Source organism: Janthinobacterium algoris (genome assembly GCF_051380935.1).
Taxonomy (GTDB): domain Bacteria; phylum Pseudomonadota; class Gammaproteobacteria; order Burkholderiales; family Burkholderiaceae_D; genus Janthinobacterium.
Map to the genome: position 1 here is coordinate 113,079 of NZ_JBNYXZ010000020.1, position 14,196 is coordinate 127,274.

Here is a 14,196-nt window from a genome sequence, read left to right on the forward strand (position 1 = left end):
TAACATGGCGGATAATATTCAGGACGACTCAACAGCAAACGGCAATGACGCCTCGACAAGACTCATTTCAATAGCAGATATCTACTCTTTTATTCCGTCTCCGTTTGTTACCACAACTGAGGTGGTATTCGAAACCGAAGAGGGCTCACCATTTACGGACGGCTATTCCATTCCCAAAGAACGGGAAGCATTGCGTGATCTCTTGGAATCCGACACGCCGGACAAAAATGACCCACGATTTAAACGACTAATGATGTATGAGGAACGTCTCTTGGAATTCAATGTCATGCAGGAAGAGTACGAAAACCGGGCTGGCGCAGAAAAAATTGTCTCGACACAAGAAGCTGTGCATTTGCGAAGTCTTGGATCTCTAATTAATGAGGACCAAGACACGATGCAACTGCACACCAAGGAAGCGTTTCGCCTCTTTATGGGACGTGCTAAAGATCCAAATGGGCAATACGCGCAGATTGTAGGCGGAAAACGTGTCGCTGCCGCACTTAAATGCCTTTGGCTCTTATCTGGCGCTGATAATCCCTATGCAGATTGGGCACTATTACGCCACGAAGAACTGATGCAGGACATCACCCGTCGATTAGAACGGGAAGTCAATCGACTGCAGCAAAAACTGGAAGCGCAGCGTGTCCGGGGCCTTCAATATTCGATCTTGCGTTCAGCCGAACCAAAGGTGCTTCTGTTGGGATTCAAAAGCCCGTACGGCTATGCAATCAGCGATCTCGTCGTCCATTTTGACTATTACATTCGAACTGTAAAAACACTGGTGCGAAAAGATCAACTCACCGACGATCAAGGCCGGCAAAGCATCCGCGAATTAACACGCGTAATACGGGCGGCGTTCATTGAAACGGCCCGCTTCGAGCGATTCCTGATGCGTCCAGAACTTCGCGATTTATGCCGAGCCGATTTTGTGCCAAATGCATCCGGTGATGCAGCAAGACGCCAATCGGACGTAACTCAATTACTGGGCCTTATTCACCCTGATGTGTACAACGGCAAGCTCCAGCCACGTCACAGTCGCAGGCGATTGAATTTGGCGCCACACGAAAAATCCATACTGGCGCATGTCAGCTCGGAGATGGAAAAACAAGCCGGGAATGACGTTGAGGCAGCGGCAATTGACAAGCTGCTTTGACGAGCCGAAATAGGACTGCAGAGAGATTTCAGGAGGTCATATGGACTGCGACAGTTTTCCTTCTCAACTAGAGAAACCGGGTCGTGAACCCACGGATGCGCCAGTTGCCGTTTTTCCCTTCAGGCCCGTACGGCTACCGTCGTTGCCAGCGATGTCGCTTAGCGGCATGGATTTCGTTGCCCCCGATCCATCGTCAACATCAGCCGATATTGCTTCTGGTCTTGCCGGTCAACATCATGTAGACCGAAAAGCCTTTAAGGGTAGGGGCGACCGCCGCCGCCTGCTCAAAGCACAAGCTGCTGTTGACCAGGTCCATCAGGATATGCGGCGGCTCGCTGTAGCCACCAAATCAATTAAGGCGAAACGTTTCTATTTGGCCATCCACACTCGAGGATCCACTGGTCAGTTATCGCTTCGGTGGAGACGCGCCGGAACCACCGATACCAGCCACATCGCATGGAACGAACTTGAGGATTTCTTGTCGCCGCTTCCATCCGATCTCGTTCAGTGGTACCAGACTGTCAATGAGATGGTCACCTCTCTAAATGCCCAGGAGAAACACAATCGCTCGATTTTACGACATTTCACGGAACTAATTCAACGGTAAAGCATAAGCCTAGCCTGATGTACTTCTTCCATTCAAACCCACAATAGGCAGACGCGCCGAGCCTCTTGTGGAAACACATGGCGCTTAATGAACTTGGAGGTTGGAATGCCAAACATATTTCAAGGTGTCGGTAATTTAGCGGACGCACCGTCCATTAAAAACATCACAGCAAGAACAGGCAAAGCGATGATGGCGGCAGAAATGCGGGTGTTTTTTGATGAATACGAGAAAAACGAGGACGGTTCTTATGCGCAAAGTGGTGGAATATGGCTCCCGGTAACCACATATGATCACACCGCTGAAAATTGCGCGCGGTTGCTGCGCAAAGGTGCGCGCGTGAAGGTGGAAGGACGGCTCACGCAGTTTGAAGCGCATGACGCTGCGGGCAATGCCATCACCGCGTTCTCAGTCGTAGCAAGTGCGGTGTTTTTGTCGCCTACGCGGGTCGATTCAGTCCAATTTGCTGAATCTCGCAATAAAAGCTCGCCAAACACCTCGGACGAACCGCCACCATACTATGGCGAGTTCGATGAGCGGCGAGCGTAAGCCTGATCCTGTGAAACCAGGGCCAGTGTCCCGGCCCTTTTTGAGGAGTCATCATGAGAATCATCAATGTACTGTTCGTTGGCGTAATCGCGACATCATACTCGGGCTGCGCAAATTTTGACCCGACGCTTAATGGTCTGGTAAAAATCAGTAGCCATTCAGCTAAGCCGTCAGGATCAAGTGATCGCACTATTGCGCCAACTTATATATCGACCGCCACCTCTTCCAAAGAAGAAGGCTGCACGATGCTGCCCAACCGAAAAAGTCGCGTCGACGTTGATACGCTCTACGGGCGAGCGATGACCCGCTTCGGCTTTAAGTCACCAGAGCAAATTGCGATTTATCGCAAAACAGTCGACAGGACTTATTTGGTCGATCAGGGGTACAAACATGAAAAGCAAAATGGCGCTTTCTACCATCTGGCCCAAACTGTCCCATATGCCGCAGTTGGTGTGTCGCGAGCGATGTGGCTCGAATTGAAGTTTTCAAAAAATGGTACCGGTAGCGACGTCACCGCCGAATTTTGTGTCGATCCTGCTGATCCAATCGCGTCCAGCAGCACTAACCGCCAGAAAATCAGCGCCCGAATCCAGGAAATTCTCGGTGGTTAACGCTGTTCCAGCGCCTTAAATATTGAAAGGAATTCCAATGGATATCTCTAGTTTGATCCTGCTTTTGGTGATTTGTGGCATAGATGCCCATTTTTTCTTGAAATGGTGGTGGCCCATTATTAAGGAACGCAAGAATTTGACGCCGGAACAAATGATTGAGCGCGCCCTCCAAGCACCGGCCAAGGGCGCGCAGCGGCAAGGCGTGAAGTTCGGCTCTCAGATCAGGACGTTGGTGATCATAGTACTCAATGCTAGTTTGTTGTGCGCGTGGCTGTGGATCAGCCATAGCTCGTTTCTCGTGCTCTGGCTTGGCATAGGCTACCTCACTGTCGGATTCATGGTCCAGCACCTGGTCAAAGTGCCGACGGCCTCCAAATTGGCCGGCCTGAAGTTTCTGGATCGCTTCTGGCTCAGAATTTTCTATGCTTGGTTTTGGCCGGTCTATGTCCCATATATTTCTCGCAGGAATTAACCGACTTCAATTTATGAGGAGCGCACGCCATGACGATCAAAATTCTTATCGGTGACGTGCGAGAGCAGCTGCGCGCCCTGGCCGCCGATTCCGTCCATTGCTGTGTCACCAGTCCACCGTACTGGGGACTGCGCGACTATGGCGTCGACGGCCAAATCGGCCTAGAGGCGACACCAGCCGAATTTATCGCTGTCATGGTCGACGTATTCGAAGAGGTGCGTCGCGTGCTGCGTCCAGATGGCACCTACTGGATCAATATGGGCGACAGCTATGCGACCGCCGCTGGGCGCGTCGGCAATCACCCAGGTGGCGGGGCGCAAGGCCAGGCATGGCGCGGTGCGCGTGGCGGTCATGAAGGAAAGCAGGCGTATAGCGTCGGCACCCGCGGCACCGGAACGCTCACACAGCCAAACTGCATGCCGCAGCAGGGCCTGAAACCAAAGGATCTTGTCATGATGCCTCACCGCCTGGCCATCGCGTTGCAAGACGCTGGCTGGTGGGTGCGCCAGGACATCGTCTGGAGCAAGCCGAACCCGATGCCCGAATCCGTGCGCGACCGTTGCTCCAAGAGCCACGAGTACATCTTCCTGCTTAGCAAGAGCGAGAAGTACTTCTACGATGCTGAGGCCATCAAGGAGCCGGCCGCCGGCGCCGCGGACCACCCGCGAAACAGCTTCGGCAAAAAAGATTACGACGTACCGGGCCAGAAACCGCAGAAGCGCACAGCACGCGGCGTCGGGTTTGGTCATGGCACCGATGCCGATGCGCGTCAACGTGGCCGCGCCATGGCGTGCAGCAAGGACGACGGGCGCGACGAGCAGGGCCTGCGCACGGCCGCGCGCATGAGCGGCGGCGCCGACTTCCGCGAGGATCCTGCCGCCCGCCCTGATATGCGCAACAAGCGCAGCGTCTGGACTATGGCGACGCATTCGTTCGCCGAAGCCCACTTCGCAACGTTCCCGCCTGAGCTGCCCGAAAACTGCATTCGCGCAGGCTGCCCGCCAGGCGGCATGGTACTGGACCCGTTTTTCGGCGCCGGCACCACCGGTCTTGTCGCCGACCGCCTGCAGCGTGACTGTATTGGCATCGAACTGAACCCGGCCTACGCCGAGATCGCGCGCAAGCGCATCCAAGGGGAGTCGACACTTTTTGCAGAAATTTCGGTAGCGGCATGACCAGTACATCACCAATGACATCGTGAATTGGCTTTGCAAAGCAGTCGGTCATTCCGGCTCTATCGTAGGCACCCAAGCGCGCAAGCGAGCGCCTATTCAAGTGCCAAGCCGTGGCGCTCCACCCGGGGCGCGTTCGCTGGCGAATAGTGGACCGCCAGGTTTTCCCGCTGCACGTACGTGGGAGGCTCGTTGCCAGCCCCTTTGGAACCCGTGTCGAGCATGAGCCGGTCGTGGATCACGGCCTGCTTGGTCGCGTCGTCCAGCTGGGCCACGAAGTAGGTGGTCGTCGAAAGCACCACGCCCTTGTAGGTGCCATGCAGCTCGTCCACGTCGCCAACCTGGTACCCAACGTTTTCGAGATCGGCGATCAACTGGTCCAGTTCGCGTTCGCGCTGCTGCAGGGGATGGACCAGGCGCTGGATTACCCAATCCTTCGCGTCAGGCAAGACCGAGAACTGCCCGTCGCGCTCGATGACGGCCTGCAGCTTGGGCTTCTCGAAATCGACGGAGTTGTCGTAGATGTAGACGGCATCGGCAATCTCGGCCGCGCGCGGAAGCAGAGCAAGCGTACGGTGGTAGCGTTCGCGCACCTTGTCGGGCGCGACATAGTGCCCCGTGGTCGTGCCAGTTTCGTAGCGCAGCGTCACCCGGGCGACGTTCTTTTCCGGGTCGTCGGTGGTGATGAAGGTCAGGAACAGACGGTAGTCTTGTTCCTTAAGCATCAGCATTTCGTTGATACGCGAAGGATGGGACATGACGGTCTCAAAGGCAAACGGCAGCCTGCTCTCGGTCGCTTCGGCACGGATGCGCATGGCGGCGCTCTGCGCGGCTTCATCCCTGGCGTTCTGGTCCAGGAATTCGCCCTGCAGATCCTTGGCCACCTGGTCAGGGTTGATGAAGTAGGCAGGAAGAGGATAGACGCCCCTGACGGTCGCCAGACCTGTCTGCTTGATTTCGTCGATCAGCGAAGTCTTCCCGGACCCATTCGGACCGGCGAACACCACCACATGCAGATCGAGCACATTATCTTTTTTTTCGTTGGACATATAAAAAACGCGGTCGAAGCCGCGTTTTCAAGTAAGGAGAAGGAAAATTATTTGGCGTTGGACAAGCGTTTGCCAGCGAAGCTCGCCAGATCGAACGTGGTGGCCTTGGACGCATCGCGTTTAGGGCCGTTGCCCATTGCTCGCATCTTGACTTGGGCAAGCGTCTTGTCCATGTTGCCGGTGATCGCCTTGTCCCATTCCTGGACGGTGGCGCCGAGGAACGGGGCATCGCCCCTCAATACTGTCGGGGAGCTGAACCTGCGCGCGCTAGTGCGAATTTTGAGTGTCATGATCTATATCCCTCCAACTTCTTTATGAGAACCATTATAGTCCAATACCGTCGGCGCCTCTCACGAATGCGTCAAGAGGGACTAGCAGGCGCCACGAAACGGGATTTTCTCCTCCAAGGCCTCGGGCGCCGGCACCGGTTTTACGCCTGCGGAGCCGGCTTGCCGCCACGCTTGGTCCCTGCTCCATCCATATGGATTCCTTCGATCTCTACCAGCGGTTCGTCCTGATTAGTCTAGTAATCACGACTAGATTGCGGAAAAGGCGCTTCGCACCTTTTAGTACTGTAATAGGACAGGTAGCAGCCCGCTCCGGTAGAAGTCTCATAGTATAGAGAACACAACGCCTAACCCACACTATAGACAGAGAATGGCGCCATTAGAGTCTGCCATTACAGCACAAGCCGCCGCAGGGCATTCCCATCGTATTACCGCAGTATCTTTAATCCCCCACTATTGGATGAACTGCCAGTGATCCATCGCTTTCATTGGCTTACATCCACTTCGTTTTACGCCCCTCTCATTGCCCTTCCGTTCTGACAGCTGTGCGCTGATTTAGCCGCAAGGCATAAATCTCGGTGCTAGACGAGACAGACGACTGTTCTTGCCGCCAGTTCCACGCTTGACATAGGTGGCAGTGAATTGCATCAACACGTCATTGCCATGAGTACTTGCATTTCCGCTGGAAAACCCACCAGAGGAAAGCAATCCGTTGGATTGGCAAGATGTGGTGAAAGCCTGCACGCACAGCAAGTCGTGACACTAATTTTGAGTGGCACGCAGCCTGCGCAACCGCACAGGTAGTCGTGTGCGACGCCGGCCAGGTAATCAAGCCGAGGGCGGACGGCGAAGAAATTTAAAACCAGTAGCTGTAATAAGCGTAGGGCCCATTTTTTAACCTTTAGGAGAAGTCTATGACGCACAAATCGAAACCATCCGCGCTCGCAATTGCCCTGGCAAATGCGCCCGCCCTGCTGAACTGGTACAAGGCTTTTAAGGACTTGACGGAGCAATTCGTTGCGTCTGAAATTGGCAGACAGCTGCTTACTGCCGCTGCACTTCAAGTCCATCCCATCTACACTTGGGACATTTGGCCTATCCTGGGAAAAAGCCTTTTCGGAGGTTGAAGGGAAGTTTGAGCTGTACTGTCAAGAGTGTCCGCTATTGACAGTACAGCTCATTCCGTACCGCTACAAGATTGAGTAGGCAGGCGCGGCCGGCGTACCCAAGCATGTTGTTGCAGGCAATATCTGCAGCCAATGCGGCTGCTAATTTTCCAATCGGGGAATTCGAAATCAGACGGATGGCAAAAAATCGTGCCTTCGTCACATCGTTCGAACCGCTCACTTGCTCATAATTAAACTTGCTTTGCTATTTGGAAATTATTACCCTATGCTATGGATCAATTTAGCGGACGTGAGAGGGCTTTTGAATGGGCGGTGAAACTGGACCTACAGCTGAAATAGCAGCGCAAGTTTCAAATAAATTGCTGAAGTGGTTCCGCTGGGAGCGATTTCCCTTGAAGGATCGAAACTTCGACTGCTTGAAAACGGATAAGCACGCGCGGGCTAACAAAAAACAGAAGCACACGCATCCGACGGACGTAGTCTTTTTCTACCGTGACCCCTACCTAAACCGCCGGATTCTCTTTAATACCGACCTCAAGAGCTACGCTAAAAGCTCCATTACTGGACCGAATGTCCGATCCGCCCTGCGGTCGCTAGCCCAGACAATCGATTGCGCACGCGCAAGTAGTGTATGGAAGGTTAGGTACGACGTGGAGGAGTCGGATGAAATTAGAGGACTACTCTTCGTCTACAACCACGACGCAGATTTCGACGACGGATTCGAGCGCTATTTTGCTCCATCAAAACGAAAACCGCCAAGTGTGGAGGACGCGTCATCAGACGTCGGAGGAATTCCGCTTGAACCCGGCCAGCTAATACATATTATCCAGCCGCGGACTATCGCCTACATGCAGACCATCCTCAACGATGTCAATGCGATGCATATGGACGGAACATTTCCCAGGGCAAATTACTTCTTTTATTATCCAGACCAAAAACTTCACAAAGTTAGACTGGAGCGGCAGCATCGGCCGGCAACCATTGAAGCGTTGAGCGGACCGTATTTCATCGTTTCTCATGATGCTGTGGTTACGCGCGACGAGACCTCCGGAGAAAGCAGTCAAACGTTTGGAGAAGGGGCTGTCGTCTACTACAACCGTCCTGGGAAAACGCACTCCGAGTTCATGTATCTTTTCGACGTGCTCTCTAGCTGCCAGCTGTTAGACGGGGAAAAGCAAATTCGTATTCGAGTTGCACATCACAATCCTGACCCTGCTATCAAAAGTCACTATAGGCGAGCAATAAAGGCGTTTGTACATGATTGGGGGTTCGATGATTACATTCAATCAAAGCTGGACGCCATTAGTTTTGAAGTTCTGGACATTCAAAAGCAATCGTTTTCATTGACTAAATTGGGATGGGATCAATAATGGCATCGGGATCAATCTACAGTGCGAGTGACAAAGCGCTCTTCGATGCGATCAATCAAAGCTCTGTGACGGCGTCCGATCTTAGGGAATTGTTTCTCCGGCACGGGATGGTGATTGCTACGGGGACGCCTCGTAGGCAGCTTGCAATGCATTTTGCACGCCTGTCTCATGACTACGATGATTTCGAAACACTCGCACGTATTTTCGAGTCGCCCAAACGCCGTGAGCGTATGGCCCCGACGCGCATTACAGGAGAGGCAAATCTGCAGGACATTGAGGCAGCGGCACATGCTGTGGTGGCCACCCTTATCGATCAGAACGACGCCGCGACTGTGACCGTAAATCCCGATGGAACAGTGCAAATTAACGTCAGGTATAAACAACTGCACTTTAACAAAAGTGAGTTCCGACAAGTCGAGAATAAGGAAGCTGTCATAACTATCGAGCAGGAAGGCGGAACACTCGTCCTCCGGGGGCCTCAGAACGAAAAAGTCGATGAAGTCTCTGATGGGCTGGTTGACTATCTTACAAACGTCCTTAAGGTGGATGTCGAGACTGAACGCATCGATCTCAAAAGCGTTCCATCAAGCAAGGACAGGATTCAGTTTTTCCGCGCACTGATCGATGGCATTCCAGGCTACCAACGGAGCGATGTGACCGATTTATATTTGTTTAACCCGGACAAGAGGCGCACGGGCACTGCCATAGCGAATGAAGAAGACAGTTCAGAAATTGCGGGTGACGAAGAAATAGATCTTGGGATTCACATCAAGAGCGCGAGTATGAAGGGAGGTAATGTGCTGGAGTCGCCTCAACTTCGCGGGTTCTTTACCCAGGGTTTTTATGTATCGAAAATAGTTTGGCAGTGCCGCGAAAAGGGAGCGTTCGACTCCGATATTGTCGAGTTCGAAGCGCAATTCGGCGAACCTGGATTTTGTACGAACTTTTCCTATCTCGTCCGCGGTTACTATGAATATCAGGAAAATGGCGAACACAGCAAGAGTCGAAAGCAGTTCGGCACTGAAGGTGATCGCGAGGTAGGTAAACTGATCGAGTCTGCTGCGCGTGCAGCGGTACGTCAACTTCTCGAAAACGCACGAGGGAAAAATGATACGGCTTAAATGGCTCGAAATTTTCACTGATTACACAACAGCGAACCTTGCGCAGCTTCTAAGCGAACATAGCTTCAGCGAGAGTTCCTTATTCGGTTTCGAATTAATAGATGTTGCCCGGCGAAAGATTGTCGCTCGTTTTGTTCAACAAGAAACCATAACTGAGACCTCGCAGAACCCGTTTGGCGAACATGTGGCGACCACATATGTCCGATACACTCGTTTTGACTTCAGGATACTCAAGAATAGCTCACGGCACGTGCTGTGCATCCACTCTCCCCCACGTTCTTTGCGAAATTTCTTGAGTGCGTTGAACCGGGCTCTAAATGGGGACTGCGCTGTTGGCGAGTTGAACGTAGATATTTGTGAATTTATTAAATTGGCGCGAAGTAATCTCGGCTCAAAAGGAGTGAAAGTTATCCAGGCAGTCTACTTCGATGTTCCCCTTACGAACGAAAGTACATGCAAAGTGCAGATCGCATCCGAGCGCGACGCCATAAGCGATTTCGAGGCCAAACTTGTATCAGGGCGTTTAGAACGAGCTACGATTCAAGTCGGAACTCCGCATGCGAGTACTGTCCAGTTTGATATAGGACGCCGGGGAACTCTTCGTTTTGATGAATCGCAATGGGAAGATCTCAGTGCCCTTGATGAGTTGGTCTTGAGTGCTGGACTTTAGCCTGCGATCGATTGTGATGCCCCAGATGCGATCTGAGAAATGGCTGGCAGATGAGCTACATGGCAAGACCCGACTTTATTATTCATCGACAGCGGCGTGCCACCACCCCTTTCATTTAATTGGTACAGGGTCGTTTCGATAAAGCATGCCTGCAGCCTCCGCCAGACGCTTCTCGCGCGCCCTAACATACACCGCCGTGGTACCCGCGCTGGCGTGGCCGAGGATTTCTTGCACCACGTACAGTTCCACACCGCCCTCCACCGCCAACATGCCGAACGTGTGCCGGAAGGCGTGCGGTGTGGCCTCGATCAGGGCAAACATGTCCTCTGGTGACAGTTCCGCTTCGGCACCCAGGGCCTGCAGGTCGTCGTGCACGCGCCGCAAGGCCCCTGTGACAACATCGTACAGCGCTCCTGCCGTGTACCCACGGTGGCCCGCCGTTCCATCACCATGGCGTGCCAGCGCCGCCGGCGTGGCCGGTATGACCAAGGGAGACAACAGCGGGCGATCATCGCTGGCCTGGTCAAAATCCGCCCCCAGATCAGCCCAGTGCGCGCGCACCGCGTCAATAGTGCGGGGACTGACGGGCAGCACCCGCCTCTTCCTGCCTTTACCCAGCACCTTCAGCATCCAGATGCCTGGCACATGACGACTGGGTGTGAGCGCGTTGCGGCGGGCTGATACAGCTTCCGCGCGACGCAAACCCGAATCGCCCATCAGCAGCAGCATCGCAAGGGCGATCCGGTCCCGTCCTCCGTCGGCTTGCTGGGCGCGTCGTTCGAGCGCCGCGATCAATACTTCCCAGGCCTCGGCCGTCAACGCCTTGTCGACCTGGATCGGATCGGTCTCGATATCGACCACGGGATCCTTGACCGCCAGCCAGGGATTGCCTCCCAGGTAGCGCACGCGCGCCAGATACTCGAACGCGGCGCGCAGGATTTGCACCGTCTGCTTTTGCGAGGCCGGCGACATCGCCTGGTCGGAGAACGGCCGCCAGCGGCGGCTGGTGCGCGGCGCGCGCGGACCGCAGAAACTCGCCGCCGGCATGGCCAGGAACCGCACATAGGCCTGGCATTCATCGACCAACAACGACGAAATCGGCTTGCAGACGATCAGCGCGCTCCACAGCACGAGGCGTTCCAACTCACGCCGGTACGCGCGCAGCGTATGCGGCTGCCCCTCATACCGCGCAAGGTAGCACTCGATCGCCTCCAGGTCGTTGGTGGCGCTGATGAAGCAAAACCGCTCGGCGCGATTGATGCCACGGCTGCCGTCGTAAAGGGCGGGCAGTGAAAATGTCTCAAGCGGTGACAGCACGCCCTCGGCGACATCGAGCACCGGAAGATCTTCGCGCGTCAACAGCGCGCGCGTATCCGTATCGATGGCGCCAAGCGTGTCGGCATGGCGTTGCAGCCAGCGCGCCAGCACTTCGGCGCGGCCGAACCCTACGCGCGGGACCGCCCGCCACCAGGCCGGCCCGCGCACCTGCATCATCGCCATCAGTTCGCCGAGAGTGTGCACACCCTCACCGCGCAGCGCGGCCGTCAGCCGCGGCCGGAACCATCGCCCTATCGCGTCATCCGGCATGGGGACCGGTTCCGGCAGGTCCGCCGCCTGTACCAGTATGGCGAGCGCCTTGACCGAGATGGTGCCACCGCGTCGTGCGTTTTGAAGGATGTCCGCGAACGCCGGATTATGGCCGATCGCGCGTTCGACCAGCTCGTCGCGCATGTGGATCAGGAATCGTTCGAGTCCAAGTTGCACCTGAGGGCTGTCGTCTTGGTAGTACAGGTCGGCGATGCGCTGAATGGGCACTTTTTGAACAAAAGCGCGCAGCGCCGTGTAATCGGTGCGGTTATAGCTGATCGGCGGGATCACGACATGGGTGTTTTGCGCCATTTATTCGTCTTCCTTCGACGTGTGGTCGATGGCAGCTGTATCAACGGTATCGGCCGGGCGCGCCATGGCGGCGCACTGCTGCTCCACCAGGTCACGCGCGATGGCCTGTTGACAGCCGCAACTGGCCAGGTCGCCGAACGCAAGCGGCAACTCAGGCGATGAAGTGGGTGCAATGGGCATGGCGGTGTGCTCCTGGGGAATCCGGGCCGAGGGAGGATGCTCGGCACGGTAAGCAGTCGGCGGCCCCATAAAAATGGGGGTTTACCCGGTCATCATACCCGTTTCACGCGCAAAAAGAGTAATAATCCTTCCGTGATAATACGGATTATCACGGAAGGACAGGCACATCCGCTGCGTTGTTTTTCGTTCTACAGCGGTTTGCCGAGCGCTTGGGCGGTATAGGGTTTGAGATGCAGTGGAACGGTTATGCTCAGCTGAACATAAACGTTCTTAAGGAAAGGATATCGTTACGCGAAGTAAATATACCCGTGGCGACGGGGCCCCCTGTTTCGGCTGGTTCCGATCTTTCACACTACTTTGATTCGCGTCACATAATACCGCCGTCCCTCAGAGCGCCCATGTTAGGAGCATGCATGCTTTCCACACCAACCATTGCGCTGTATCGAGTCGGCAGTGCATGCCAACGTCTTAACCGCTGCATCTCCTTGACAATCGTGTTCGGGAAGGACAGAGTATTGACGCGGCAGGTGCCGCATCTAGGAGATTAAATGGAACTGATTAAAAGTTTTATTGGCATCATCATCCTAACCACCTTCACTTCCGTAGCGTATGCCCAAGTCGCCGGGGCCGACGCCGATTTCAATAAGGCAGATCGAGAGCGAGTGAAAAAACAAAGTGAGGAGCAGGCGAAACGGCAGCAGTGCATGAGGGACTGCGATACAGTCTTTAAGGGTCAATATTCCGCGTGTGGTGTCATGGCAGCACCGACCTGCTCGCTTAATATTGATAAAAACAAAGCGCAGTGCTATCAAAAATGCAAGTAAGTGATTAATTTGATGCGCTCGTCGTTCGCGGCGTCGGGAAAACCCGACGCCATCTCCAACTCCCTTCCCGGCTACTACCAATTGTACTCGACAGTGCGGCGCTGGCGGCGATCATGGCGATCGCGGTCGTTTGCTCTCCCAAGGGTGAGGGTCGCTATTCCATCCCAGTCGGGATGGTACTTGTAGCGGCTCGCATTTCATAGCGAACGTGCTCGCATTCAACGCGGTTCTCGGCTCGCAATAACTGCAAACGAAAAGGCCCTCATGCTCACACTATCTGCAAATGTGCTTGCATTCGCTGTTGCCGGCTCGCGTTCCATCGCCGCCAGCTCACGCTAGCTGCAAGCGCTAATAAGTTCGGCGGCGCAAGTTCTGCCAGTGGCCTCGTCAGATCGACAAGGAGTGGTAGGGCCACGAAACCTGGTCAGTACCACAGAAGGGGGACAGCGGCCGCGTCGGACTGCGTTATGGACCAATAGGCGATTCTAGGGTTGTCTCTCTTCAGATTTTCCTTTAGTAAAAAGTCCGCGAAAATGAGCGGACTTTTTATTACCGAAAAATGGACCTAGTGGATATTTGACTGTAGATAGTTACGCAGAGTATTCGCCAATGACCTGGCCTCAGAACTGCCTAGTTCTGACTCGTCCAATTGAACTGATTGCCGTCCCACCAGTTGCTCCAGAGGTGCTGATCCGTGCCTTTAACGTACACGTAAGGACGGTCAGTATCGACCGCTATCGCGCCCATTTGGCTATAGATATTAGCACCTGACGGAAGGCCTTGGTTGCTCCACTGGAAGTTATTGCCATCCCACCAGTTGCACCATAAGTTTCCATCGCTACCGAGCACATAGACATAAGGGCGACCACCATCAACCGCAATGGCCCCCATAGAACTGCTGAGAGCGATACCGGACGGCGTTTGTTGGTTGCTCCACTGGAAGTTATTGCCATCCCACCAGTTGCACCATAAGTTTCCATCGCTGCCGAGCACATAGACATAAGGGCGACCACCATCAACCGCAATGGCCCCCATAGAACTGCTGAGAGCGATACCGGACGGCGTTTGTTGGTTGCTCCACTGGAAGTTATTGCCATCCCACCAGTTG

General features: G+C 54.5%; 15 protein-coding genes. 10 read left to right on the forward strand and 5 right to left on the reverse strand.

Features of this window, described 5'->3' with window-relative positions:
- Positions 1–4 precede the first annotated feature (4 nt).
- The 6 genes from ACQ4W7_RS24365 to ACQ4W7_RS24390 all read left to right on the forward strand — a co-directional run bounded on the left by ACQ4W7_RS24365 (position 5) and on the right by ACQ4W7_RS24390 (position 4,564).
- The gene (locus ACQ4W7_RS24365; protein ID WP_436533943.1) at positions 5–1,153 is read left to right on the forward strand and encodes a PFL_4669 family integrating conjugative element protein; all 1,149 of its coding nucleotides are present in this window, start codon (positions 5–7) and stop codon (positions 1,151–1,153) included.
- A 40-nt stretch (positions 1,154–1,193) separates the two neighbouring features.
- Entirely contained in the window at positions 1,194–1,760 is a 567-nt protein-coding gene (locus ACQ4W7_RS24370) for a hypothetical protein (RefSeq protein ID WP_436533945.1), read from the forward strand.
- 105 nt (positions 1,761–1,865) lie between these two features.
- Positions 1,866–2,306 carry a single-stranded DNA-binding protein gene (locus ACQ4W7_RS24375; RefSeq protein ID WP_436533947.1) on the forward strand — a complete coding sequence of 147 codons (441 nt, stop codon included), beginning with the start codon at positions 1,866–1,868 and terminating at the stop codon, positions 2,304–2,306.
- A 53-nt stretch (positions 2,307–2,359) separates the two neighbouring features.
- Entirely contained in the window at positions 2,360–2,917 is a 558-nt protein-coding gene (locus tag ACQ4W7_RS24380) for a hypothetical protein (protein WP_436533949.1), read from the forward strand.
- 37 nt (positions 2,918–2,954) lie between these two features.
- Entirely contained in the window at positions 2,955–3,389 is a 435-nt protein-coding gene (locus ACQ4W7_RS24385; protein ID WP_436533951.1) for a hypothetical protein, read from the forward strand.
- Positions 3,390–3,418: 29 nt separating this feature from the next.
- Positions 3,419–4,564 (forward strand): DNA-methyltransferase, encoded by a 1,146-nt coding sequence (locus ACQ4W7_RS24390; RefSeq protein WP_436533953.1) that lies wholly within the window; start codon positions 3,419–3,421, stop codon positions 4,562–4,564.
- A gap of 92 nt (positions 4,565–4,656) precedes the next feature.
- Here the strand turns inward: ACQ4W7_RS24390 and ACQ4W7_RS24395 are convergent, their stop codons facing one another.
- Together ACQ4W7_RS24395 and ACQ4W7_RS24400 are read right to left on the reverse strand one after the other, a co-directional pair.
- The gene (locus ACQ4W7_RS24395; RefSeq protein ID WP_436533955.1) at positions 4,657–5,610 is read right to left on the reverse strand and encodes an ATPase; all 954 of its coding nucleotides are present in this window, start codon (positions 5,608–5,610) and stop codon (positions 4,657–4,659) included.
- 47 nt (positions 5,611–5,657) lie between these two features.
- Positions 5,658–5,900 carry a hypothetical protein gene (locus ACQ4W7_RS24400; protein ID WP_436533957.1) on the reverse strand — a complete coding sequence of 81 codons (243 nt, stop codon included), beginning with the start codon at positions 5,898–5,900 and terminating at the stop codon, positions 5,658–5,660.
- A gap of 911 nt (positions 5,901–6,811) precedes the next feature.
- On the opposite strand from ACQ4W7_RS24400, the gene ACQ4W7_RS24405 reads away from it, so the two are divergent.
- From ACQ4W7_RS24405 to ACQ4W7_RS24415, 3 genes are all read left to right on the forward strand, one after another.
- On the forward strand, positions 6,812–7,024 hold the full coding sequence (locus ACQ4W7_RS24405; protein ID WP_071080511.1) for a hypothetical protein: 213 nt from the start codon (positions 6,812–6,814) through the stop codon (positions 7,022–7,024).
- 305 nt (positions 7,025–7,329) lie between these two features.
- On the forward strand, positions 7,330–8,394 hold the full coding sequence (locus ACQ4W7_RS24410) for a PD-(D/E)XK nuclease domain-containing protein (RefSeq protein WP_071080513.1): 1,065 nt from the start codon (positions 7,330–7,332) through the stop codon (positions 8,392–8,394).
- Positions 8,394–9,515: a hypothetical protein gene (locus ACQ4W7_RS24415; protein ID WP_436533959.1), complete on the forward strand. Its 1,122-nt coding sequence runs from the start codon at positions 8,394–8,396 to the stop codon at positions 9,513–9,515. The genes ACQ4W7_RS24410 and ACQ4W7_RS24415 overlap by 1 nt, the downstream gene beginning before the upstream one ends.
- A 781-nt stretch (positions 9,516–10,296) precedes the next feature.
- On the opposite strand, the gene ACQ4W7_RS24420 is transcribed toward ACQ4W7_RS24415, so the two are convergent.
- Entirely contained in the window at positions 10,297–12,084 is a 1,788-nt protein-coding gene (locus ACQ4W7_RS24420; protein ID WP_436533961.1) for a site-specific integrase, read from the reverse strand.
- The gene (locus ACQ4W7_RS24425) at positions 12,085–12,264 is read right to left on the reverse strand and encodes a hypothetical protein (RefSeq protein WP_436533963.1); all 180 of its coding nucleotides are present in this window, start codon (positions 12,262–12,264) and stop codon (positions 12,085–12,087) included.
- A gap of 548 nt (positions 12,265–12,812) precedes the next feature.
- Between ACQ4W7_RS24425 and ACQ4W7_RS24430 the strand changes: the two genes are divergently transcribed.
- Positions 12,813–13,088 carry a hypothetical protein gene (locus tag ACQ4W7_RS24430; RefSeq protein WP_436533965.1) on the forward strand — a complete coding sequence of 92 codons (276 nt, stop codon included), beginning with the start codon at positions 12,813–12,815 and terminating at the stop codon, positions 13,086–13,088.
- A 630-nt stretch (positions 13,089–13,718) separates the two neighbouring features.
- Here ACQ4W7_RS24430 and ACQ4W7_RS24435 read toward each other — a convergent pair.
- The coding region (locus tag ACQ4W7_RS24435) for a DUF8189 domain-containing protein (protein WP_495542750.1) at positions 13,719–14,196 on the reverse strand (478 nt) is incomplete at its 5' end.

Coding starts and splice junctions, on each gene's coding strand:
- ACQ4W7_RS24405 (WP_071080511.1), top strand. CDS start 6,812: ATGACGCACAAATCGAAACCATCCGCGCTCGCAATTGCCCTGGCAAAT.
- ACQ4W7_RS24410 (WP_071080513.1), top strand. CDS start 7,330: ATGGGCGGTGAAACTGGACCTACAGCTGAAATAGCAGCGCAAGTTTCA.
- ACQ4W7_RS24375 (WP_436533947.1), top strand. CDS start 1,866: ATGCCAAACATATTTCAAGGTGTCGGTAATTTAGCGGACGCACCGTCC.
- ACQ4W7_RS24395 (WP_436533955.1), bottom strand. CDS start 5,610: ATGTCCAACGAAAAAAAAGATAATGTGCTCGATCTGCATGTGGTGGTG.
- ACQ4W7_RS24425 (WP_436533963.1), bottom strand. CDS start 12,264: ATGCCCATTGCACCCACTTCATCGCCTGAGTTGCCGCTTGCGTTCGGC.
- ACQ4W7_RS24430 (WP_436533965.1), top strand. CDS start 12,813: ATGGAACTGATTAAAAGTTTTATTGGCATCATCATCCTAACCACCTTC.
- ACQ4W7_RS24365 (WP_436533943.1), top strand. CDS start 5: ATGGCGGATAATATTCAGGACGACTCAACAGCAAACGGCAATGACGCC.
- ACQ4W7_RS24400 (WP_436533957.1), bottom strand. CDS start 5,900: ATGACACTCAAAATTCGCACTAGCGCGCGCAGGTTCAGCTCCCCGACA.
- ACQ4W7_RS24415 (WP_436533959.1), top strand. CDS start 8,394: ATGGCATCGGGATCAATCTACAGTGCGAGTGACAAAGCGCTCTTCGAT.
- ACQ4W7_RS24370 (WP_436533945.1), top strand. CDS start 1,194: ATGGACTGCGACAGTTTTCCTTCTCAACTAGAGAAACCGGGTCGTGAA.
- ACQ4W7_RS24420 (WP_436533961.1), bottom strand. CDS start 12,084: ATGGCGCAAAACACCCATGTCGTGATCCCGCCGATCAGCTATAACCGC.
- ACQ4W7_RS24380 (WP_436533949.1), top strand. CDS start 2,360: ATGAGAATCATCAATGTACTGTTCGTTGGCGTAATCGCGACATCATAC.
- ACQ4W7_RS24385 (WP_436533951.1), top strand. CDS start 2,955: ATGGATATCTCTAGTTTGATCCTGCTTTTGGTGATTTGTGGCATAGAT.
- ACQ4W7_RS24390 (WP_436533953.1), top strand. CDS start 3,419: ATGACGATCAAAATTCTTATCGGTGACGTGCGAGAGCAGCTGCGCGCC.